The sequence below is a fragment of the Mycobacterium sp. RTGN6 genome (genome assembly GCF_033804605.1).
Taxonomy (GTDB): Bacteria; Actinomycetota; Actinomycetes; order Mycobacteriales; family Mycobacteriaceae; genus Mycobacterium.
In genome coordinates this window covers 180770-198141 of the sequence record NZ_JAPZKZ010000005.1, presented here as the reverse complement: position 1 = coordinate 198141, position 17372 = coordinate 180770, and the positions used below count along the sequence as shown (strand labels likewise).

At 67.4% G+C, this 17372-nt stretch carries 14 protein-coding genes; 4 read left to right on the top strand and 10 right to left on the bottom strand.

Going from position 1 to position 17372, the window contains the following annotated elements; genetic code table 11:
• Nucleotides 1–51 precede the first annotated feature (51 nt).
• Nucleotides 52–897, bottom strand: a complete 846-nt coding sequence (locus SLQ33_RS14515; RefSeq protein WP_319454563.1) for an enoyl-CoA hydratase/isomerase family protein — start codon at nucleotides 895–897, stop codon at nucleotides 52–54.
• On the bottom strand, nucleotides 894–2057 hold the full coding sequence (locus SLQ33_RS14510; RefSeq protein ID WP_319454562.1) for an aromatic ring-hydroxylating oxygenase subunit alpha: 1164 nt from the start codon (nucleotides 2055–2057) through the stop codon (nucleotides 894–896). The genes SLQ33_RS14515 and SLQ33_RS14510 overlap by 4 nt, the downstream gene beginning before the upstream one ends.
• A gap of 19 nt (nucleotides 2058–2076) precedes the next feature.
• Here SLQ33_RS14510 and SLQ33_RS14505 point away from each other — a divergent pair, with 19 nt between their 5' ends.
• Nucleotides 2077–2874, top strand: coding sequence for a PaaX family transcriptional regulator C-terminal domain-containing protein (locus SLQ33_RS14505; protein ID WP_319454561.1), 798 nt, complete (start codon nucleotides 2077–2079; stop codon nucleotides 2872–2874).
• 39 nt (nucleotides 2875–2913) lie between these two features.
• A complete protein-coding gene (locus tag SLQ33_RS14500) occupies nucleotides 2914–3741 on the top strand; it encodes a class I SAM-dependent methyltransferase (RefSeq protein WP_319454560.1) in 828 nt (275 codons plus the stop codon).
• A 1-nt stretch (nucleotide 3742) separates the two neighbouring features.
• Here SLQ33_RS14500 and SLQ33_RS14495 read toward each other — a convergent pair whose 3' ends face one another.
• The 8 genes from SLQ33_RS14495 to SLQ33_RS14460 form a co-directional block, all read right to left on the bottom strand.
• The gene (locus SLQ33_RS14495) at nucleotides 3743–6358 is read right to left on the bottom strand and encodes a LuxR C-terminal-related transcriptional regulator (RefSeq protein WP_319454559.1); all 2616 of its coding nucleotides are present in this window, start codon (nucleotides 6356–6358) and stop codon (nucleotides 3743–3745) included.
• Nucleotides 6359–6385: 27 nt separating this feature from the next.
• Nucleotides 6386–6583, bottom strand: coding sequence for a hypothetical protein (locus SLQ33_RS14490; protein ID WP_319454558.1), 198 nt, complete (start codon nucleotides 6581–6583; stop codon nucleotides 6386–6388).
• 132 nt (nucleotides 6584–6715) lie between these two features.
• Nucleotides 6716–7396: a response regulator gene (locus tag SLQ33_RS14485; protein ID WP_319454557.1), complete on the bottom strand. Its 681-nt coding sequence runs from the start codon at nucleotides 7394–7396 to the stop codon at nucleotides 6716–6718.
• The gene (locus tag SLQ33_RS14480) at nucleotides 7393–9918 is read right to left on the bottom strand and encodes a sensor histidine kinase KdpD (RefSeq protein ID WP_319454556.1); all 2526 of its coding nucleotides are present in this window, start codon (nucleotides 9916–9918) and stop codon (nucleotides 7393–7395) included. Before SLQ33_RS14480 ends, SLQ33_RS14485 begins: the two co-directional genes overlap by 4 nt.
• Nucleotides 9919–9990: 72 nt before the next feature.
• The gene (locus SLQ33_RS14475) at nucleotides 9991–10902 is read right to left on the bottom strand and encodes a potassium-transporting ATPase subunit C (RefSeq protein WP_319454555.1); all 912 of its coding nucleotides are present in this window, start codon (nucleotides 10900–10902) and stop codon (nucleotides 9991–9993) included.
• Nucleotides 10903–10904: 2 nt separating this feature from the next.
• Entirely contained in the window at nucleotides 10905–13058 is a 2154-nt protein-coding gene (kdpB, locus tag SLQ33_RS14470; RefSeq protein ID WP_319454554.1) for a potassium-transporting ATPase subunit KdpB, read from the bottom strand.
• Nucleotides 13058–14728, bottom strand: coding sequence for a potassium-transporting ATPase subunit KdpA (kdpA, locus tag SLQ33_RS14465; protein ID WP_319454553.1), 1671 nt, complete (start codon nucleotides 14726–14728; stop codon nucleotides 13058–13060). Before kdpA ends, kdpB begins: the two co-directional genes overlap by 1 nt.
• The gene (locus SLQ33_RS14460; RefSeq protein ID WP_319454552.1) at nucleotides 14728–14817 is read right to left on the bottom strand and encodes a potassium-transporting ATPase subunit F; all 90 of its coding nucleotides are present in this window, start codon (nucleotides 14815–14817) and stop codon (nucleotides 14728–14730) included. Before SLQ33_RS14460 ends, kdpA begins: the two co-directional genes overlap by 1 nt.
• A gap of 315 nt (nucleotides 14818–15132) precedes the next feature.
• Between SLQ33_RS14460 and SLQ33_RS14455 the strand changes: the two genes are divergently transcribed.
• Both SLQ33_RS14455 and SLQ33_RS14450 read left to right on the top strand, forming a co-directional pair.
• Entirely contained in the window at nucleotides 15133–16416 is a 1284-nt protein-coding gene (locus SLQ33_RS14455; protein ID WP_319454551.1) for a hypothetical protein, read from the top strand.
• Nucleotides 16413–17372 (top strand): glutamate ABC transporter substrate-binding protein, encoded by a 960-nt coding sequence (locus SLQ33_RS14450; protein WP_319454550.1) that lies wholly within the window; start codon nucleotides 16413–16415, stop codon nucleotides 17370–17372. The genes SLQ33_RS14455 and SLQ33_RS14450 overlap by 4 nt, the downstream gene beginning before the upstream one ends.

Genomic DNA, 17372 nt, shown 5'->3' with positions numbered 1-17372 from the left:
GATGACCGCAGTCCGACGGAAACCTGTGAACTAGTCGAACCCGCGTCGGTGTCAGGAGGAACGGGCGATACCCGGGGTGAGCGGCGCAGTGTCGGCACGGCGATCCGGGTGGTCTCTTTCGTTGAACTGGCGCAGCCCCTCGAAGGTTTCGGCTTCGAAGATGGAGCGGTTGAAGCACTGGGCTTCGATGCGCAGGCCGTCGTCGAGCGGATGACCTTGGCCGGTGCGGGCGGCCTGCAGGTCGCTGCGCAGCGCGGGCTGGGGGAGGGCGGCGATGGTGTCGGCGAGTTCGAGCGCGCGCTCGAGGCAGGTTCCGCTGGGCACGACCTCGTTGACGAGACCGATGCGCTCGGCTTCGTGGGCGTCGATTACCCGTCCGGTGATGATGAGTTCGATCGCGCGGCGATAGCCGAGGATGCGGGTGAGCCGTTGGGTGCCACCGTCGGCCAGCCCGATGTTCCAGCGCCGGCACGTGACGCCGAAGGTGGCGTGCTCGTCGGCGATGGCCAGGTCCGTCCAGCACGCCCACTCCAGGCCGCCGGCGTAGGCGACGCCGTTGATCGCTGCGATGGTGGGTTTGTAGATGTCGGTCCACCGTGACGGGCCGAGCACGCCGGGACGCTCGCCGCGGTTGTGGGCGGCGATCTCGGCCGGGCTTGGGTCGACGAGCTCCCCGGCGGCCGCCGCCTTCAAGTCGCCGCCGGCGCAGAACGCCTTGGATCCGGCGCCGGTGAGGACGCCGACGAGCGCGTCGTCGTCGGCGCGAAAGCGGTCCCACGCATCGATGAGCTCTCGATGTGTCTGCGGGCCAATGGCATTCATGCGCTCGGGACGGTTGATGGTGATAACCGTGACCGGCCCGCGCTGTTCGTAGCTCAGATGCTCATAGTCGCTCATCGGATCCAAGCTAGCCGCTCGTCGAGGGTGGCGTGGAAGCGCCCGATTGCGCTTTCGTGCCTGCCGAATTCGACGAAGCTATTCGCCCCGGCGTGCAGACCGCGCTGCACGCCTTCCGACATCTCGTTGTCTTCCATCCCACCGGCGTTCAGCAGGCTGCGCGGGTCATCGGCGACTTCGGGGTTCGCCGACACGTATTCGGCCACCTCGGGCGTGGCCAACGCGTAGATCGTGACATCGGTATGTTCGACGTCGACGGGGTCGATCGTGACCACCAGTACCTGATTGGGGAACGTCACGAACATGACGTTCGGGAACAGGTGATACACGTAGGTCACGCGGTGACCGACATTCCAGGAGGATTCGGGGCGGTCACGCAGTCGTTCAATATTTTGGTAGGGGAACGTTATTCGGGTGTTCGGTCCGAATGCCTCGATGACGTTGAGGTCGTCGTATTGAATCGGATAGAAGGTGTCCTTGTGCGTTGAGCGGATGTGATAGCCCTCGAGGAACTGCTCGACAAGCACCTTCCAGTTCATCGCACGCAGAGTGGGTCGGACGGCCACGAGTCGGCTAAAGGGAGTCAACTTGTCGCGCCACGGGCTGCCGTCGGCGAGGGTCGCCATCGCCGCGTCGGCATCCTGCGCCGGTGACTGCAGCGGGCCGATGACGATGAGGCCGTCCACTTCTCGGCTGTCCACCTCGACGAGGCCTCGGGTGGCTGGGTCCAGATCGGGGAAGGCGTCGGTGTGGGGGACGTGCGAGAGCGCGCCGTCGAGGCGATAAGTCCAGCCGTGGTAACGGCACACCAACGCGGCCGAACAGCCGCGGCCCTCGACGAGTGCCAACCCGCGGTGCCGGCATGCATTGCGGAAGACGCGCGCCCGACCGTCGCGGCCTCGCACCGCGAACAGCGGCACCCCGAACGTCACGCGTTCGGCGTGGTCGCCCGCGCTGGGAATCGCCGCCGACGGTAGGTACACGCTCGGAAACGAGCGCAAGACCTCGAGTTCGTCGGTGAATCGGGTTGGATCCAAATAGTTCTGGACCGGTTCACGCCAGACGTCGCCCTCATCGGTGGTACCGGCGTCGATGTGCGCAAGGAGGCGGCGAACGATCTCGACGTCCTCGGCGACCGACGACTTTGTCGGAGTGCTCATACTGTGCGAGTATCACACTATGATCGTCACGCGTCAACAAGTTCGTGAGATGATCGGCGACCGTCCGCTGAGCGCGCGGTCCGTCCTCGCGACGGCACTGTTGGGTGCCGACCAGCCGCACCTGACGGTCTCCGAACTCGTCGGGGTGGCCTCGCTCTTCGGCATCAGTGACGGCGCCGCCCGTACGTGCCTGTGGCGCATGGCCTCCAACGGGGAACTGATCGGCGACGACGGAACCTACGCCCTTGCGGGGGGCCTGCTCGAACGTCGCCAACGCGTCGACGACGCGGCCCGGATCGACGACGCCGCCGCCGCGCCGTGGGATGGAACCTGGGAGTTGGCGGTCATCTCCGCGGAACGCCGCTCGGCCGCCGATCGGCTCGCGCTGCGCAAGGCGGCCACGGCGCTGCACCTGGCCGAACTACGCGAAGGCATCTGGTTTCGGCCCGACAACCTCGACCGGGACCGCTTGCCGTCACTGCGCGCCGTACTGGACCGGCAGTGCGTGCACTTCCACGGCGCCGCGACCGGCATTCCGGCCGAGACCGTGAGAGCCCTTTTCGGCCTTGATGATTGGGCCGTGGACGCCCGCCGGCTCACCCTCGCCATGCGCGACGAACTCACCGTGGAAGCGGTCGGGACCGCCGACTTCACCTATCAGTTCGCGCTATCCATCGCGGTGGTCCGACATCTTCAGCTCGACCCGATCCTGCCCGCCGAGCTCATCCCAAGGCAATGGCCGGGACACGACCTGCGAAGCGCCTATCGTCGCTTCGACGAGGTGTTCAAGCAGCGGCTGAACTCAGCATTTCGCTGACGTCGCCCACCCGGCCGTTCCGTCGCGGAGAATCGGGGCATGACCGACAACTGGCGCGCCGTCAATCTGGCCAATTGGGAGTCCCGGGTGCCGCTGCACGCCGGACCCGACGGCTACGACCTGGCGAGCTTCGACGACCCCGACTACCTCTCGCCGGTGGTGCGCTACGACCTGCCGCGGCTGGGGCGACTCGACGGGCTCGACGTGGTGCACTTGCAGTGCCACATCGGTACCGACACGGTGTCGCTCGCGAGGCTCGGTGCACGGTCGACGACGGGCTTGGACTTCTCACCGCTTGCGCTCGAGGCCGGTCGGACGCTGGCTCAACGCGCTGGCGCCGACGTCGAGTTCGTCGAGTCCGACCTCTACGCCGCCGTGGAAGCCCTTGGGGCGCAACGATACGACGTCGTCTACACCGGCATCGGAGCGCTCTGCTGGCTTCCCGACATCCGGCGCTGGGCCGACGTCGTCGCCGGGCTGCTGCGCCCTGGCGGCCGGTTCTTCATGCGGGAGGGGCACCCGGTGCTGTGGGCGATGTGCGATCCCCGGCCCGATCGGCTGCTGGTGCTCGAGTATCCGTACTTCGAGACGTCGGGCACGGTGTTCGTCGAAGAGGACACGTACGCAGGCGAGGGGAAGCTGGCCGCACCCGAGACGGTCATCTTCAACCACGGACTGGGCGAGCTCTTCACCGCGTTGAGCGACGCGGGGCTAACGGTGACGAAGCTTGAGGAGCACCGTGAAGTGCACTGGAACCCGTTGGACGACGCCATGATTCCGAGTCCGGACTTCGACGGCGAGTGGGTGCTGGCCGAGGGTCGTGACCGGATGCCGCTCACGTACACGATCCAGGCCGTCAAGCACTGAGTTAGCCCTTTGACGCGGGTTCGGGTTCGTTGTATTGCTGCACCAACGCGGACAGTTCCGACCGCGAAGTCACACCCGCCTTGGCGCTGGCCTGGTAGATGTGGCCCTCGACGGTGCGGATGGACAGTGAAGTCGCCTCCGCGATGTCCTTGTTGGACAACCCGCGGGACAACAGCTTGGCGATCTCGTGTTCGCGTCGCGTGAACGGCAGCGGTACTCGGGCCGCGGCAAGCGCGGGGCTGACCGCGCCACCGCAATCATTGGCCAACAGGTAGGCGCGCGCGCTGGACGTCAGCGCGCTGCCGCGCCGACCTGCGAGTCGGTGTGACGTGCTGGCCTGCGCTGCGGCATCGACGGCGGCCAACGCGTCGCCCATCGCCTCGAAGTCACGCGACACGGCCTCCAGCGCGGCGGCGTCGTCGGTAGCGATGGCATGTGCGTAGCGCGCCGCCAACGGTGCCCGCGGGCCTTCGACCGCGGTCGCGAGTTCGGTCAGTCGTTCCACGGCACTCCCGTCGCCGAACTGCACCGCCGCCTGCAGCGCCAATACCTCGCGCGCCAGTTGACCATGGCTGCGGGCGAATTCGGCCGCTTGACGGCTGAACGCGCGCGCCTCGGTGACCCGTCCGGAAACCGCGGCGACCCAGGCATTTGCCAGCAGATAGCCGGATTCGACGTATTCATATGAGGGATGGCGGCTTTGGCGGGTGGTCTCGAGGGACGCAATCGCCGCGTCGCGAAGGCCGGACCGGGCCAACACCTCGGTGTGAAGAATGCGAAACCGGTAGTAGAGGCCCGCGACTTCACCGTAGTCGCCGAAACTCTCTCGGGCCGAGTCGAACTGGCGTCGGGCGGTGTTCAGATCCCCGCTGCCCAGCGCTGCCATGCCCAGCGCCGCGATCGCCATCGAGCGCGACATGCCGGGTAGCTCGGCGTACTGGCGGTGACCTTGCTCGGCGATGACGACCGCGTCGTCGACGCACCCCGCGGCCAGCAGTGCGTAGGCGTGGAACTCGGCGAGACCCGAGGCGTGAAAGGATTCCTGCGGCGACTCGGTGAGCTCGCGATAGCCCGCGGACGCCCGTTCAGTCGCGCGTGCGGTGAGCCCCAGATCCCCAAGCGCGATCGTCTCGGCGGCGTAGCCGAGCACGCGGCCATAGCTGTCGAGCTGGTCATAGGCGACTGAGCACATCGTCTCGACCGCCGTGGCGGGGTCGGCCGCCATCGCCTCGCCGACGGCCCGGAACGTCAGCAAAGCCTGGTTGCGGGCCTCATCGCCGAGTTGCACCGCATCGTCGATGACGGCCCGGGCAGCATCGGGATTTCGCAACGGGAACAACAGATTTGCCGCGCGCAGGATCACTCCGTCCACGAAGCCCGGCGCAACGAGTTCATCGGCGCCGAGGGCGTCGAGCAGTTCCTCCGCCTCTTGCCCCTTTTCCTGTATGTACAGGATGTGGGCCAGCAGCAGCTTGGAGGACGGGCTCGGATCCGCGTCGACGACCGCGCGGGCCAACCGGTCGGCCAGCTCGAGGTCGACCAGCGAGGCCGACATGAAGGCCGCGGTGGACAGGATCGCAACGTCGGGCGGTAGGTCGGACTCCAACCACAGCAGACCGAGGCGAAGCGGGTCTGCCATGCCAGATGTTGCCATCGCCGCTGCGACGCGGCCACGCAACCGCCGTAGCCGTATGGGACCGCACTGGCTCAGCCTGATCTCGCCATACAGCGGATGGCCGACGAAGACGGTGTCGGCGCTCGCCGTGATCAGGCCGAGGTGTTCGGCGGCCTCGATGGCTTGCGGGTCCGCAATCGAGCTCAGCAGTGCTTGGTCGATGGGTTCCGCGATCGCGACCAGATCGACGACCTCGCGTACGTCGTCGGGCACCGCGCCGATCTGCGTCTCCACCAGTTCAACCAGCGATGGTGACACCGAATGTGTTCCGGACCAACGCCATTCGCCATCGACACTCGCGAGGCGGCCAGAATCCCGCTCGTGCTCGACGAGGTGATGCAGGAACAGCACGTTGCCTCGGCTCAACGTCCACATCCGGTCGACGCACGTAGCACTAACGGGTCCGTCGAGTACAGTCTCGAGCAGCTCGCCACATTCGTCGTGGGATAGCGGCTGGAGCTCGAGCCGGCGGAGGAGGCCGTCCTTCCAGAGTGCCGTCACCGCGTCGGGTGCGGATTCGCCGGAGCGGATGGTGGCGATGACGCTGGCGGTGTTCTGCAACAGCAGTTGATGGACGATCATCGCGGACATGTCGTCGAGCAGATGTGCGTCGTCGACGAAGAGCAGCAGCTGCGCGTCACCGGCATCTGCCTTCAGGCCGGCGAACACCTTGCGCGCCAACATCAGCGGTGAGCCATCGGTTGCGTCGGCCCAGCGGGCGAAAGCGCCCAACGTCACTGGCTGGCCGGTGGTCGTTCCGGCGATACGGTGCACCGACCATCCCGCCTTCGCTGCCGCGTCGGCGGCGGTGCGGGCCAGGCGGGTCTTGCCGACGCCAGCCTGGCCGGCAATGACCATGCCCTGGTGATCGTCATCGGATAGCGCTTCACTGATGACGCGAAGCTCCTCCGCGCGACCCGTGAGGGGCCACCGATCCACCATTGCGCAGATCTTAGCGACTCGGCTGTGTCATTGCTGTGGTTTGCTGAGCGACGCGTCCAGTTTTCTCCGCGCGAGGTCAAGTAGGGTGGCGAGGCCTTCCGGTTCTATGTGCAAATAGCCACAGATGACGTCGTCGGCTACCCCGGCGTCGTTCAGGCGCAGCGCCAACGAGTGTGCTTCGGGCAGCCGGCGCAGCGCCGCCTCGTAGTCGTCGCGAGTTGTCATCGATCCCCTCACCTGGCGATAGCCCCTCGACTCTGACCTGAGCGACGGCACTTCTGACCCGGAGCCGACTACTTGGATTTCGGAGGTGCCCAGCCAACGACTACTTGGATTCCCTAGCGCGGCGAAGGGAACTTACTCCTGGAAGCGGTAGCCCATCCCGGCTTCGGTGAGCAGGTGCTTCGGGTGGCTGGGGTCGTCCTCGAGCTTGCGGCGCAGCTGCGCCAGGTACACCCGTAGGTAGTGGGTCTCCTTCGCGTACGCCGGACCCCACACCTCCTTGAGCAGTTCCTCGCGGCCGACGAGCTTGCCGCGGTTGCGCACCAGCATCTCCAACATGCCCCACTCGGTGGGTGTCAGGTGCACCTCGACGTCGTTCTTCGTGACCTTCTTCGCCGCCAAATCGACGGTGAACGACGACGTTTCGATGACCGGCTCGTCGGTGGCCGAGGCTGCGGTGCCACGCCGTACCGCCGCCCGAAGCCGCGCCAGGAACTCGTCCATTCCGAAGGGTTTGGTGACGTAGTCGTCGGCGCCGGCGTCGAGGGCCTCCACCTTGTCCATCGAGTCCGTGCGCGCCGACAGCACGATCACCGGGGCGGTCAGCCAGCCGCGCAGCCCGGCGAGCACGTCGATGCCGGACATGTCGGGCAGTCCGAGGTCGAGCACGACGACGTCGGGGCGGTGCTCGGCGGCGGCCTTCAACGCAGACGCACCGTCGGCCGCCGTCGTCACGTCGTAGCCGCGCACCGACAGGTTGATCCGCAGTGCGCGCAGGATCTGCGGCTCGTCGTCGATCACCAATACCCGGGTCATGGTCGCTCTCCCGGGCTGGCGGCCAGGTCGACCACGACGGTCAGCCCGCCGCCGGGGGTATCGGTCGCCGCGATGTTGCCGCCCATCGCCTCGACGAAACCCTTTGCGACGGAGAGCCCGAGGCCTACGCCGGACGTATTGTCGCTGTCGCCGAGGCGCTGGAACGGCGCGAACAGTTGCTCCTCGGCGCCGCGCCCGATGCCGGGGCCTTCGTCGACGACGTTGATGAGCACACGCTCGTTGATGCGGCCGGCGTTGATGCGGATCAGCCCGTCGGGGGCGTAGCGCAGCGCATTGTCGATGAGGTTCACCAGCACGCGCTCTAGTAGGCCGCTATCGGCCATCACGACGGTGTCGCCGACGTCGACCTTGATCCGATCGAGTCCGCCTGTGCCCCTGTTGATTCCGACGATTGCGCGGTGCACTACCTCGTCGAGGTAGACGTTGCGGAGTTCGGGCTGAACGACACCCGCGGCCAGCCGCGACGAGTCGAGCAGGTTCCCGACCAGGGCGGTGAGTTGGTCGATCGACTCTTCGACGGTGGCCAGCAGCTCGGCGGTGTCCTCTGGCGAGAAGCCGATGTCGTCGCTGCGCAGGCTCGACACCGCGGCCTTGGCGGCGGCCAGCGGCGTGCGCAGGTCGTGGCTGACCGCCGACAGCAGGGAGCGACGCAGCTCGTCGGCTTGCGCGATGGCCTCGGCCTTGCCCGCCTCTTCGACGAGTTGGCGTTGCCGTACCAGGCCGGCGGCCTGCTTGGCCACTGCGGTCAACACGCGACGGTCGCGCGCGGCGAGCTTGCGCCCGCTCAACAGCATCCAGAACTCGTCGTCGCCGACATCTATTGCGGTATCGGCGGTGTCGACGTCGACGCAGGGGTTGGCGCCGACGCAGGCGATGATCTCCATGTCGTCGTGGGCGCGTTCGCGGGCCAGACTCACCGCGCGCTGCGAGTAGGTTTCGCGGACCCGCTCCAGCAGCGTCGTCAGGTCGGCGCCCCGCAGTACGGACCCGGCGAAGAGCGCGAGCAGTTCGGCCTCCTGCGATGCGCGGCGGGCCTCCCGCGCGCGCTTGGCCGCACCGTCGACCAGGACGGCCACCGCGACCGCGACGGCGAGCAGCACGACGACGGTGATGGCGCTGTCGGGTTCGGCGATGGTGAACGTGTAGCGCGGCGCGACGAGGAAGTAGTTGAGCAGCAGCCCCGAGAGCAACGCCGACAGTGCGGCCGGCGCGACGCCGCCCAGCAGCGCGACGACCAGCACACCGACGAAGAACAGCGCGCTCTCGCCGCCGATGCCCAGGAAGCGGTCCAACAGGAGCACGGTGACCGCGCAGATCGCCGACGGCACCACGACGGCGGCCAGCCACGACGTGAGATGCCGTTGGCGCGGGGTGGCCGCCGACCACGACCAACCCGGCTTGGCCTGGCCGTGTGTGACCATGTGGACGTCGATTTTGCCGCTGTGCTGCACCGTCTCCGCGCCGATGCCCTCGTCGAGGATTCGGGCCCACCGCGACCGGCGTGACGTGCCGAGCACCAGCTGCGTGGCGTTCATCTCGCGTGCGAAGTCCAGCAGAGCGGTGGAGACGTCGTCGCCGACGACAGTGTGCAGTGTCGCCCCGAGACTGATCGCGAGCTCGCGAACCTTGCCCATCTGGGGAGCCGACACGCCGGCGAGCCCGTCGCCCCGCACCACGTGCACGACCATCAGTTCGGCGCTGGACCTCGACGCGATGCGAAAGGCTCTGCGCACCAACGTCTCCGACTCGGGCCCGCCGGTGACGGCGACCACGACGCGTTCGCGGGCCTCCCACGTGTCGCTGATCTCATGGTCTTTTCGGTACTTGGCCAGTGCGGCGTCGACCTGGTCGGCGAGCCACAACAGCGCGAGCTCGCGCAACGCGGTGAGGTTGCCCGGCCGGAAGTAGTTGCTCAGCGCGGCGTCGATGCGTTCCGGCGCATAGACGTTTCCGTGGGAGAGTCTGCGCCGCAACGCCTCCGGCGTGATATCGACGAGCTCGATCTGGTCGGCCGCGCGGACCACCTCGTCGGGCACCTTCTCCTGCTGCTCGATGCCGGTGATCTGCGTGACGACGTCGTTCAGACTCTCGAGGTGCTGCACGTTGACGGTGGAGATCACCGTGATCCCCGCCTCGAGCAGCTCCTCGACGTCCTGCCAGCGCTTGGGGTTCTTGCTGCCAGGGGTGTTCGTGTGGGCGAGCTCGTCGACCAGCACCACGTCGGGATCGCGGGCGATGACGGCGGGCACGTCGAGTTCGGCGAACGTCCCGCCGCGGTAGTCGATGAACCGGGGCGGGACCAGCTCGATGTCGCTGAGCAGTTCCGCCGTCTTCTTGCGGCCGTGCGTCTCGACCACGGCGGCCACTACGTCGGTGCCGCGCTCCAGCCTGCGGTGCGCCTCGCCGAGCATCGCGAACGTCTTGCCGACGCCGGGAGCCGCGCCCAGGTAGATGCGCAGTTCACCGCGCTTGTCGACCCGGTACGTACCCATCTCGCCCATCATCCACCTGAACGCAGCGTCCGCCCCCGAAGGACGGGGTCTTTCTCGTTGCTAGGGCTCACGGGGCGTACGTCATCGGGCCAGCTGATCGAGCGCCAGGTTGACCGCCAGTACGTTGACGGTCGGCTCCCCGATGAAGCCCAGCGTGCGGCCATCGGTGTTCGCGGCGACGACCTTGCGAACCTCCTCGGCGCTGATGCCGCGGGCGGACGCGACCCGGTTCACCTGCAGTTCGGCGTAGGCCGGAGAGATGTCGGGGTCGAGCCCGCTACCGCTGGCGGTGACGGCGTCGGCGGGCACCTTCGAATCGGCGGGGGCCGCACCGCGAACCGGCACGAGCTGCCCGATGCTGTAGTCCTCGCCGAACTTCGCGCACTCCACCCGGACGCCCTGATAGGTGGCGACGAAAGGATTCGGTGTCGTGTCGCACGGTTCGTTGACGCTGACCACCCGGGTCGGTCGGACGACTTGACCTGCGTTGGGGCCCGTCAGGTCGCGCGGTCCGATCACCGACAGCACCGCGCCCACGCCCTCGCCCGTGCAGTACGGCCGCGCTCCGTCGACCCCGTCGAGCTCGCCCGCCGCGACGCTGCGCGAGCACACCAGGGTGAGCAGGCTGCTCTTGGATCCGTTGTCGGCCGCGGGCAGCGCCGGATCGCCGAGCGTGTCGACGATGCTCTCGGGCCCGAGGTTGCTGGCACTGGTGGCCAGCGGGTCGTACCCGGCTCCGGCGGCGGACGGCCGGCTCTGGAAGTACTGCGGCAGTGCGTTTCCGTCGGCGTCGGTGAAGAGCTGGCCGATGAGGCTGCTGCCGACCGGCTTGCCGTCCGCCTCGATGATCGACCCTCCTGCCTTGTCTTGCAGGCCGGGAATCTGGGCCACCAGCCAGATGAGCGCGGGGTAGGCGCCGCCAACGATGACGGTGAGTACCAGAAGCGCGCGCAGCGCCGCCCAGTGTTGGCGAATGATGTTGGTGAACTTCATGATTAGGACATCCCGGGGAAGAGTTGAACGACCAGGTCGATGAGTTTGATTCCGATGAACGGTGCGATGATGCCGCCGAGGCCGTAGACGTACAGGTTGCGGCTCAACAACTTCGACGCACTGGCAGGCGTGTAGCGCACGCCACGCAGCGACAGCGGGATCAGCGCGACAATGACGATCGCGTTGAAGATGACCGCCGACAGGATCGCCGACTGCGGGCTGTGCAGCCGCATGACGTTGAGCAGGTCGAGGCCGGGGAACAGCGCCACGAACATCGCCGGGATGATCGCGAAGTACTTCGCGATGTCGTTGGCGATGGAGAACGTGGTCAACGCGCCGCGCGTGATCAGCAGTTGCTTGCCGATCTCGACGATCTCGATCAGCTTCGTCGGGTCGGAATCGAGGTCGACCATGTTGCCGGCCTCCTTGGCCGCCGACGTGCCGGTGTTCATCGCGACGCCGACGTCGGCCTGCGCCAGCGCAGGGGCGTCGTTGGTGCCGTCACCGGTCATCGCGACGAGCTTGCCGCCTTCCTGCTCGCTCCTGATCAGCGCCAGCTTGTCCTCCGGCGTGGCCTCGGCGAGGAAGTCGTCGACGCCTGCCTCATCGGCAATCGCCTTGGCGGTCAACGGATTGTCACCGGTGATCATCACGGTGCGGATGCCCATGCGGCGCATCTCGTCGAACCGTTCGCGCATGCCCTGCTTGACGACGTCCTTGAGGTGGATGACGCCGAGCACCTGTGCCGTGCCGTGCTGAGCCAGGCCGACGACCAGTGGCGTCCCGCCCGCGGCGGAGATGCCGTCGACGAGCTCGCCGAGGTCCGGCGGCACCGTGCCGCCCTCGTTGCGCACCCAGTCGGTGACGGAGCTGGCCGCGCCCTTGCGCAAGGACTGCCCGTCCTCGAGGTCGACACCCGACATCCTGGTGGTTGCGGTGAACTCGACCCAGTTGGCACCGGTCAGTTCGCCAGGGGTGCGGGCCCGCAGGCCGTAGCTCTCCTTGGCGTGGACGACGATCGAGCGGCCCTCGGGGGTCTCGTCGGCCAGGCTGGAAAGCTGCGCGGCGTCGGCGAGCCGTTCGGGGGTGACGCCGGAAACCGGAAGGAGTTCCGACGCTTGCCGATTGCCCAGGGTGATGGTGCCGGTCTTGTCGAGCAGCAGCGTGTTGACGTCACCGGCGGCCTCGACGGCGCGGCCCGACATGGCAAGCACGTTGCGCTGCACGAGGCGGTCCATACCCGCGATGCCGATGGCGCTCAGCAGCGCGCCGATGGTCGTCGGGATGAGGCACACCAGAAGTGCGACCATGACGATGCCGCTGATGCCGTTGCTGCCCAACGCCAACGTGTCCGGCACGCCGGGGTTGTTGGCCTTGGAGTAGATGGCCAGCGGCTGCAGCGTCGCGACCGCGAACACGAAGATGACCGTGAGCGCGGCGAGCAGGATGTTCAGCGCGATCTCGTTGGGTGTCTTCTGCCGGTTCGCGCCCTCGACGAGGGCGATCATCCGGTCGATGAAGCTCTCGCCGGGCTTCTGCGTGATGCGGACGACGATGCGGTCGGAGAGCACGGTGGTGCCGCCGGTGACCGCGGACCGGTCGCCGCCGGACTCGCGGATGACGGGAGCCGACTCGCCGGTGATCGCCGACTCGTCCACGGACGCAATGCCTTCGACGACGTCGCCGTCACCGGGAATGACCTGCCCAGCCTCGACGACGACGACGTCGCCCTGCTGGAGCATCGGGGCGCCGATCTCCTCCTCGGTGCCGGGACGGTTGGGGCCCCAGCCGGTGAGTCGGCGTGCGACGGAGTGCGACTTCGTCTTTCGCAGCGAGTCGGCCTGAGCCTTGCCGCGGCCCTCGGCCACGGCCTCGGCGAGATTGGCGAACAGCACCGTGAGCCACAGCCAGAAGACGATCATCCAGGCGAACCAACTGGGGCTGGTGATGGCCAGGATGGTGCTCCAGACGGCGCCGATCTCGACGATGAACATGACGGGGTTGCGCCACAGCGTGCGCGGGTCGAGCTTGCGCAGCGCGTCGGGCAGCGACTTGCCCAGCATGCGTGGATCGAGCAGGCCGCCCTGCACCCGGTTCTTGGATGGGGACGCGTCGTCGTGTTTCGCGGCGCGGCCAGAAACGGCGGTAACGGTCATCAGTGGATTCCTTCAGCGAGGGGTCCGAGCGCCAGCATCGGCAGGAAGGTCAGGGCGACGAGGATCAACGTCACGCCTGCGACCATCCCGACGAACTGTGGTCGGTGGGTGGGGAGGGTGCCGACGGACACCGGCGTAGTGCCCTGGGCGGCAAGTGAACCGGCGAGGGCGAGCACCAGGATGATCGGCAGGAAGCGGCCGAACACCATGGCCAATCCGAGCGCGGTGTTGTACCACGTGGTGTTGACGCTGACGCCCGCGAAGGCGGAGCCGTTGTTGTTGGCCGCGGAGGTGAACGCGTAGAGCACCTCCGAGAGCCCGTGCGGGCCGGTGTTGAGCATGCCGGCGCGCTGGCCGGGCATGGCCATGGCGATGGCGGTACCCGTCAACACGAGCAACGGGGTGACCAGGAAGTAGCTTGCGGCGAGCTTGATCTCACGCGGGGTGATCTTCTTGCCGAGGTATTCCGGCGTGCGGCCGACCATGAGGCCGGCGACGAAGACCGTGATGACCGCGAGGATCAGCATGCCGTACAGGCCGGAACCCGTTCCGCCCGGCGCGACTTCGCCGAGTTGCATGTTGAACATCGTCATCATGCCGCCGAGGCTGGTGTAGGAGTCGTGGAACGAGTTCACCGCACCCGTCGACGTCAGCGTCGTCGCATCGGCGAACACCGCGGAGTCCGGGACGCCGAACCGTTGCTCGACGCCTTCCATCGCGGAGCCCACGGCGGTGGGGACCGTGCCGCCCGCCCGGATCTGGAAGAACAGCATCAGCGAAACGCTCAGGGTGGCAATGACACCCATCACCGCGACGATCGCGTAGCCCTGCTTCGGGCTGTTCACCATGCGGCCGAAGGTGCGCGGCAGCGTGAACGAGATGACCAGCAGCAGGAAGATCTCGATCCAGTTGGTCCACGAGGTGGGGTTCTCGAACGGATGCGCGGAGTTGGCGTTGAAGAAGCCGCCACCGTTGGTGCCGAGCTCCTTGATGGCCTCTTGGCTGGCGACCGGACCACCGGGAATGGTCTGGGTGCCGCCGGCGATGGTGTTGACGACCTGGTCGTGGAGGTGGAAGTTCTGGATGACCCCGCCGGCGATCAGGATGATGGCGGCGATGATGGCCAGCGGCAGCAGGATGCGAATCGTGCCGCGCACCAGGTCGACCCAGAAGTTGCCGAGGTCACTGGTGCGGCGTCGGGCGAACCCGCGCACCAGTGCGATCGCGACGGCCATGCCGACGGCGGCCGAGACGAAGTTCTGCACCGTCAGCCCGGCCATCTGGACCAGGTGGCCCTGGGTGGACTCACCCGAGTAGGCCTGCCAGTTGGTGTTGGTGACGAAGCTGACCGCCGTGTTCCACGCCAGCGCGGGCGTCATCGGGGTGGCGGGATCGTTGAGGTGCAGCGGGAGTCTGCCCTGGACCAGTTGCAAGGTGAACAGCGCCAGGATGCTGACGGCCGAGAACGCGAGCACGCTGCGGGCATAGGCGCCCCAGCCCTGCTCCGCCTCGGGGTTGGCGCCGATGGCCTTGTAGACGACCTTTTCGACGCGAGAGTGCTTGTCGGCGTTGTAGACCCGATACATGTAGTCGCCTAGCGGCACGTGGACCGCCACCAGCGCCAGGATCAGCGTTGCGAGAAAGACGATTCCCGCCCAAGTCGATGACACTAGAACCTCTCGGGAAACAGAAGTGCGGCGAACGTGAATACCGCGATGAGGACGGCGAGGATCAGCCCGACGATGTTCTCGGCGTTCACCGCTCGAACATCCTCTGGACGAGGCCGAGCAGCGCGAAGATCGCGAGCGTCAGCAAGACGAATACGACGATGGACATCTCAACTCCGTTCGGGGCCCTCGGGGAAAGGGCACGACGGATGAGTCAACGCCTTCCTTGACGCGATTCGACCGGCCTTGACGGTTTCTTGACGCGCCCGCGGCGTTCGTTTACGGAGTCCTTGCGCTACCGCGTCTCACCTGCGCAGTTGCGTCTTTACACCCTGGTGCTCATGGCCTCGCGGGCATCCCATGCGCGAATCGGGAAATCGCGCACCGTATGCGATTACGATCGCGTCGTGGTGGAAGCTGCGGTGATGGAGCAGGGCTCTTCGCGGACTCTGGACCGGCGGGCATCGGCGGCGTGGTTGCGACGCTTCGCGCGCACGACGCCCGGCGTGGTCGGCCTCATTGCGATCACCGTGGCCGCGATCTGCGTGATCGCCGGACTGGTATGCGGAGGGCAACTCGACGGTCGGATCGCCAAGCACCGCGAGGTGCTCGACCAGTCCGAGCCGCTTGCCTACTCGGCGCAGAACCTGTACGCCGCGTTGTCGGCCGCCGACGCCGCAGCGGCCTCGGCGTTCCTCTCGGGAGACGAGAGCGGTCCCGTGCGGGTGCAATATCAACGGGCGCTCGCCGACGCGGCCGCCGCGTTGGCCGACGTCACCGCGGGCGCCACCGACCCGGCCACGCGCGCTGCGGCGGCGGAGCTCTCGGCGCAATTGATGGCGTACACCGGGCTGGTGGAGGCGGCGCGCAGCAACAGCAGGCAGGGCTTCCCCGTCGGGTCCGCATACCTGCGTGAGGCGTCGTCGCTGATGCAGACCACCACGCTGCCCGGGGCCGAGAAGATCTTCACTCGCGACCTCGCCGCGGTCGACGAGGATCAGCGCGCCGTCGGCACACTGCCGCTCGTCGGGCTCGCACTACTGGCAGTGGCGCTTGCGGCGATCGCCGTCGGCTCGGTGCTGGTGTATCGGCGCACCAACCGGCAGTTCAACATCGGTCTCATGGTGGCTGCCGGACTGGTGGTGGTCGTCGGCATCTGGATGGTGGCAGCGATCCAGCTCGCGGCGGGCGCGATCGACGAGAGCCGGACCGAGGGCACCGCGAAGTTCGCACAGCTGGCCAAGGCCCGCATCCTCGCCCAGCAGGCCCGGACCGACGAGACGCTGCTGCTGATCACGCGTGGCGACATCACTGCCAGTGAAAAGTCGTTTGGCGATCGCATCGCCCAAATGAATGACCTGCTGAACAGTGCATCGTCGGAGGCGTCCAACCCGCTGGGGGACTGGACGGCAAGCCACCGCAAGCAGGTCGACGTCTACTTGGGTGGCGACTACGCCGCCGCGGTCGACCAAGCGATCGGCGGCGATCCGAATGCCTCGGCCGCTCACTTCGCCGCTGTCGAGTCGGGCCTGCGAGGCGAAATCGAGGAGACCCGCGCAACCCTGCGCGACGGCGTGTCCAGCGCGGGCACCTGGCTGACGTTCGCCCCCACGGGTGCGCTGGTGCTCATGGCGGTCGCGGCGGTCGCGGCGGTCGTCGGGTTGTGGCCGCGACTCAAGGAGTTTCTATGAGAACTCGAATCGGCATGGCAGTGCTCGCGCTCGCCTTGGTTGCTGGTTGTGGAACGCAGCCTGCACCGCCACCGGTGACGGTCGCTCCGGTCGAGGTGACGCCCGCCGGGGTCAAGGACGTCACCGCTGGAGCCAACTCGGTCGTCGACGACTGCAATCAGGAGGCCAGCCTGCGTCCAGGTCCGCTGCCCGACCCGGGCGCGATGCCCGCGGGTTCGACGATGGCGGCGATCGCCGAACGTGGTCGGCTGATCGTCGGCGTCGACCAGAACCAGTATCTGTTCGGCTATCGGAACCCGTTCACTGGGCAGCTGGAGGGCTTCGACATCGACATCGCTCGCCAGCTCGCACGTGCCATCTTCGGCAATCCCGATCGCATCCAGTTCCGGGTGGTCGCAGGTAGCGAACGCGAGGCCCTACTGCAGTCCGGCGACGTCGACGTGGTGGTCCGCACCTACTCGATCAACTGCGAACGCAAGAGCAAGGTCGCCTTCTCTACGGTGTACTTCTACGCCGACCAGAAGATCCTGGTGCGCAGGGATTCGGAAATCCGTTCTGCCGCGGACCTTTCGGGCAAGCGGGCGTGCGCGGTGTCGGGAACGACGTCGGCGGCAAAGCTGTACGGGCTCGATCCCCGGCCGACGGTGCTCGGCGCACCCACCTGGACCGACTGCCTGGTGATGCTGCAGCAGGGCCAGATCGACGCGATCGGAACGGACGGGGTCGTCTTGGCGGGCCTGGCCGCTCAGGATCCGAATGTCGTGGTGGTCGGGCCCAACATCTCGGTCGAACCGTACGGAGTCGGGGTCAAGAAGGAGAACGTCGATCTGGTCCGGTTCGTCAACGGAGTGCTCGAGCGGATGCGCGACAACGGAACGTGGGAGGCGCTCTACAACGCGCACCTACGCAGCTTCGGCCCTTCGCCCGGCCCCCCGACGGCGCGGTACCAGGACTGA